This is a genomic window from Cellulomonas sp. URHD0024, from assembly GCF_000426185.1.
Lineage (GTDB): Bacteria > Actinomycetota > Actinomycetes > Actinomycetales > Cellulomonadaceae > Cellulomonas.
Genome location: NZ_AUEW01000022.1, coordinates 1 through 5,409 on the forward strand (window position 1 = coordinate 1; position 5,409 = coordinate 5,409).

The window sequence follows — 5,409 nt, forward strand, 5'->3', positions numbered from 1 at the left end:
GGTCACCACGACCTCGAAGATTGTCGGCCCGTACTACTTGTCGATCTACGACGACCGCGGTCAGCGCATCACCTACTGCCAGCCGAGGGCCGGCTACTACAACCAGTGCAACGTGACCGCCGAGCTGGCTCACCAGATCAGTGTGGACACCGCCACCAACAAGACCCGCACGTTCACCGGGTACGTCTCCCAGGACGTCCCGGCCGAGCAGCTGCCCAGCACCGACGTGCGCGCGGTCTCCAATACGGTCTCGGTGCAGAACACGGGGTGGTCGGGCACGGTCGGGCTGCAGATCTCCCGCTCGCTGGTCGACGTGCAGAACTCGACCGCGACCGTCACGGTCACCTCGACCTCGAAGATCGCCGGTCCGTACTACCTGTCGATCTACGACGACCGCGGTCAGCGCATCACGTACTGCCAGCCGGACCGCTCCTACACCAACCCGTGCAACGTGACCGCAGACCTGGCGCACCAGATCCAAGTGAACACCGCCACCAACGCGACCCGGACCTTCACCGGGTACGTCTCCCTAGACGTCCCGGCCGCGCAGCTGCCCAGCACCGGTGTGCGCGCGGTCTCGAACACGGTTTGGGTGAGGAATACCGGCTGGCACGGGACCGTCACACTCACGCGCTCGCCCAGCGCCTACCCGAACACGATCCTCTTGACGGCCACGACGTCCGCGAACATCACCGGCCCGTACTACCTGTCGATCTACGACGACCTCGGCCAGCTCGTGGCGTCCTGCGAGCGCAACATCTACTACTACCCGTGCCAGACGGCCCGGTCGCATCAAGTCGGGGTCACCGTGACGCCGGGCCAGCCACGCACGTACACCGCGTACGTGTCCCAGGCCCCTGACAACGGCCGGTTCCCGAGCCTGGACGTGCGGGCGATCAGCGGTCTGCTGAGCACGTCCGGTCAGGGCCCCACCGAGGCCGGCGAGCTCGACGGTGGCTTCAACCCGTCGGGGCATGACTCGGCCCGCTGCCACTGCGACCCGGTGAACTCCGCCACCGGCGAGTTCTTCGAGACGGACACCGACCTGACCCTGCCAGGGGTCGGGGCGCCGTTGGGCGTGCAGCGTTCGTTCTCCACCGCCCGACGCGATCTGGACGGAGCGTTCGGGCACGGCTGGTCACTGGGTCTGGGCATGTCCCTGGCACCCGAGACCGGCAGCTCCGGGCCGCTGGCCGACGCGTTGCAGATCAAGGCCCTCCAGGAGAACGGCAGCGTCGTGGTGTTCACCCGCGGCCCGAACGGGTACACCGCGCCGGCGCGGGTGAACGCCACACTGACCCGCAACAGCGACGGCACGTTCGTGCTGGCCCGCCAGCACCAGCAGTGGTTCACGTTCAACCCGGGGGGCGTCCTGATCGCCGTCGCCGACCAAAACGGCCAGGGCTACACCCTGACGTACGGACCGACCGGACGCCTCAGCACCATCCAGGACGGCCGTGGCCGAGAGCTGGTCCTCACCTGGACCGGCGCGCACGTCTCCACCGTCCGCGACCACACCGGCCGCACCGTCACCTACACCTACTCAAGCGCGGGCGACCTGATCGGGGTCGAGGCCCCCGACGGCGCGCTCAAGCAGTACACCTACGACGACCAGCACCGGGTCCTGGCCCTCACCGCGCCCGACGGCGGCGTGACCACCAACGAGTACGACACCGCGAACCGGGTCACCCAGCAGACCGACCCGCTGGGACGGGCCACGACGTTCGGGTACGGCAACGGCCAAACCACCATCACCGACCCGGACGGGTCGGTCACGGTCGAGAAGTACCTCGACCTGCAGCTCATCTCCGAGACCAAGGCCGCCGGCACCCCGCTCGAGCAGACCACCGTCTTTACCTACGACATCACCAACCAGGTGGCCTCCCGCACCGACGCGCTCGGCCGGATCACCCGATTCACCTACGACGCCGACGGGAACCGGACCTCGGTGACCGACTCGCTCGCTCGGGTCTCGACCAGCACCTACGACGAGTTCGGCAACCCGCTGACCGTCAGCAACGCCGCCGGCGAGACCACCACGTTCAACTACGACGACCGCGGCAACCTCGCGACCTCGACCGGGCCGGACGGGGCCACGTCGACCTACGTGGTGAACGGCGATGGCACCATCGCTTCGGTCACCGATGCCCTGGGCCGCACCACGGCGATGACCTACGACGCGCACGGGTTCCTGACAGCCATGACGGCGCCGGACGGGGCGGTCGCGACCTCCACGTTCGACACCCTGGGCCGCCAGCTGTCCTCGACGAGCCCCCTGGGCAACGTGCCCGGCGCCGACCAGGCCGAATTCACCTCAACGTTCACCTACGACGCGGCCGGGCGTCAGCTCACCGGGACCGACCCCATGGGCGCGACCAGCACCGTCACGTACGACCCAGCCGGACGCCCGGTCACGATGACGGATCCGGCCGGTGCGCTCACCGGTACCGAGTACGACCTGGCCGGTCAGGTCCTCGCGGCCGTGGACGCAGCCGGGAACCGCACGACGTTCACCTACGACGCTGCCGGGCGGATCCTGACCGTCACGGACGCAGACGGCAAGACCACCACTCGCGGTTACGACGCCCTGGGCCGACTGGTCTCGATGAGTGACCCGCTGGGTCGGGTGGTGCGCACCGAGTACGACGCTGGCAACCGGGTCACCGCCACGATCACCCCGTCCGGTGCGCGCACCACATACACCTACGACGCCGCCGACCAGGTCCTGTCGATCACGGATGCTCTGGGGCACACCACCACCAGCACCTATGACGAGGCCAGTCGGCCGGTCAAGGTCACGGATGCCGACGGTCGCGCCGTGACCACCAGCTACGACAATGACGGACGCCCCACTCAGGTGCTGCGGGGTGACGGGTCCACCCTGACCTGGCAGTACGACCCGGTCGGGCAGTTGCTGCACGCCGGCGACGCGACGGGGGCTACCACCACGTACGCCTACGACACCGCCGGACGGGCAACCTCGTTCACCGACACCGCCGGACGGACCACCGGGTACGCCTACGACGCCGACGGCCACCTGACCACCACCACCCAACCCGGCGGTGCGGTCACCACCTTCGCCTACGACGGCGCCGGGCGCCGCACCAGCACCGACTACTCCGACGCAACCCCCGACGTGACAGTCAGCTACGACCCGGCAGGTCGCCTCACCGATGTCACGGACGGCGCCGGGTCAACCACCTACACCCGGGACGTGCTGGGCCGGGTGACGCAGGTCGACCGGGCCGGGACCATGGTCGGGTACGCCTATGACGACCTCGGCCGATTGACCACGCTGACCTACCCGAACGGTGACCAGGTCCAGCACGGCTACGACGCCGCCGGGCAGCTCACCACGGTCACCGACTGGGCCGACCGCGAGTTCACCTACGACTACACCGAGAACGGGCAGCTCGCGGCCCTGACCTACCCCAACGGCGTCGTCACCAACTACCAGCACGACACCACCGGTCAGACCCTGGCCATCACCACCCAGAACCAGTCCGGGCAGGGCCTGCTCGACCTCGCCTACGGGTACAGCGACGCCGGCCTGCTCACCGACCAGGACACCAGCCGCCCCGGCGACCCGCGGGCACCGCCGGCCAGCGACACCACCACCGCATCCGACTACACCTGGGACACGCTCGGCCGCCTGGCCGAGATCACCGGCACCGGCGCAGGCACCCTCGACTTCGACTCCGCGGGCTCGGTCACCGCGCTGCCCGACGGGCGCACCCTGACCTACGACACCCACCGCCAGCTGACCACCATGACCACCCCAGACGGTGGCGCCACCACCTACGGGTACGACGCACGCGGCAACCGCACCACCGCCAGCACGAGCACAGCTGTGGAGGTCACACACGGGTTCGACCAGGCCAACCGACTAACCGCCATCACCAACGGCGGCACCACCACCACCTACACCTACGACGCCGCCGGGCTACGCACCAGTGCCACCACCGGCGATGACGTCGAGACCTACGTGTGGGACACCCTGGCCGGGGTCCCGCTGCTGCTCACCGACACCGACCACACCTACGTGTACGGGAACGGCACCGCACCCCTGGACCAGATCGACACCACCACCGGCGCCGTCGACTACCTGCACACCGACCTGACCGGCTCTGTCCGCACCACCACCGATGCGACCGGCCACGTCACCGCCGACTCCGACTACGACCCCTTTGGCAAGCCGCAAACCGTCACCGGAGCCACGTCCGTCGCCGGCGTGACCCGGTTCGGGTACGCCGGCGAATACACCGACCCCACCGGCTACCTCTACCTGCGCGGCCGCTACTACGACCCCACCACCGCCCAGTTCCTCAGCGTCGACCCCCTCCTGCAGAGCACCGCCGACCCCTACGGGTACACCGGCGGGAACCCCCTCCAGTACACCGACCCCCTCGGGCTCGACTGGCTCGACGACACCAGCAACTGGGTCGCCGGGTTCGGCGACGCGCTCACATTCGGCGCAACCGCCCAGGTCCGCAGACTGATCAACTACGGGCTTAACGGAGAAACGGACGACATGGTCGACCACTGCTCCGACTTCTACGAATGGGGCGGATACGGGGGCATCGTCGCCAGCTTCGTCCCCATCGGCGGCGGCGGCGCACGCGCAATAGCATGGGCTGCGTCCAAGGCCCCCAGGCTCGCCGCCGCAGTCACAGCAGTCCGTGTAGCCATGAAGGTGAAACTCTCATCGGCCGCAGCCGCCGTCGGCACCCGGCTGGTGCACGCGTTCGCGCGAATGGCCGACGACACGGGATCGGCTGACTTCTTTGCTCGAGCCGGTGCAGGGGCCGCAAATACCGCAGACGAACTGGCAAGCATCAGATTTCGGTCAGAGACGTCGCACATATTCAGGGACAAGGCCGGGCACCTCCTGGAGGACACCGCCGAAAATCGGTCATTGATTCAGGACGCAGTGTCGCCAGAGAACCTGCGACGGACGACAACGCTTCCTGACGGAACTTCGATTGCCAGGTACTTCAAGGAGCTCCCGGACGGGACGCAGTCATGGGCTGAGGTTCGCAACGGGACTGAGATCACCAACGGAGGTCTGAATGTCATCCCCCGATAGTCACTCACGCAAGGATGAGCAGCTCAGCGCCAGGGAGTCGTTCCTCGCCATGTCGGAGTTCATCTGGCGTTTCGGGCATCGGGCCGGCGACGACCTGATCACACTCATCGGTGACACTGATCTGGAACGTGACGGTTGGCCGACGGATCCGGCGGCTTGGGAGGACTGGCTCGAATGCGTGGATTGGGTGCGATCCGGCGAGCCGCTACGTGGCGGACAGGAGCGTGACGCCCCTTTCGAGACCGAACCGTGAGGCCGGCCTGAGGGCTACGGCTTCCGCGTTGTTGAAACGACCGCGCAAAGAAGATCCAGGTCGTCGCCGT

Annotated in this window: 2 protein-coding genes; both read left to right on the forward strand. The window is 68.1% G+C overall.

What is annotated here, in order from left to right:
* Window positions 1-37: 37 nt before the first annotated feature.
* Entirely contained in the window at window positions 38-5,086 is a 5,049-nt protein-coding gene (locus I847_RS0116180; RefSeq protein ID WP_231384252.1) for an RHS repeat-associated core domain-containing protein, read from the forward strand.
* A complete protein-coding gene (locus I847_RS24280; RefSeq protein WP_034608860.1) occupies window positions 5,070-5,339 on the forward strand; it encodes a hypothetical protein in 270 nt (89 codons plus the stop codon). Before I847_RS0116180 ends, I847_RS24280 begins: the two co-directional genes overlap by 17 nt.
* The last annotated feature ends 70 nt before the right edge of the window (window positions 5,340-5,409 follow it).

Coding starts and splice junctions, on each gene's coding strand:
- I847_RS24280 (WP_034608860.1), top strand. CDS start 5,070: ATGTCATCCCCCGATAGTCACTCACGCAAGGATGAGCAGCTCAGCGCC.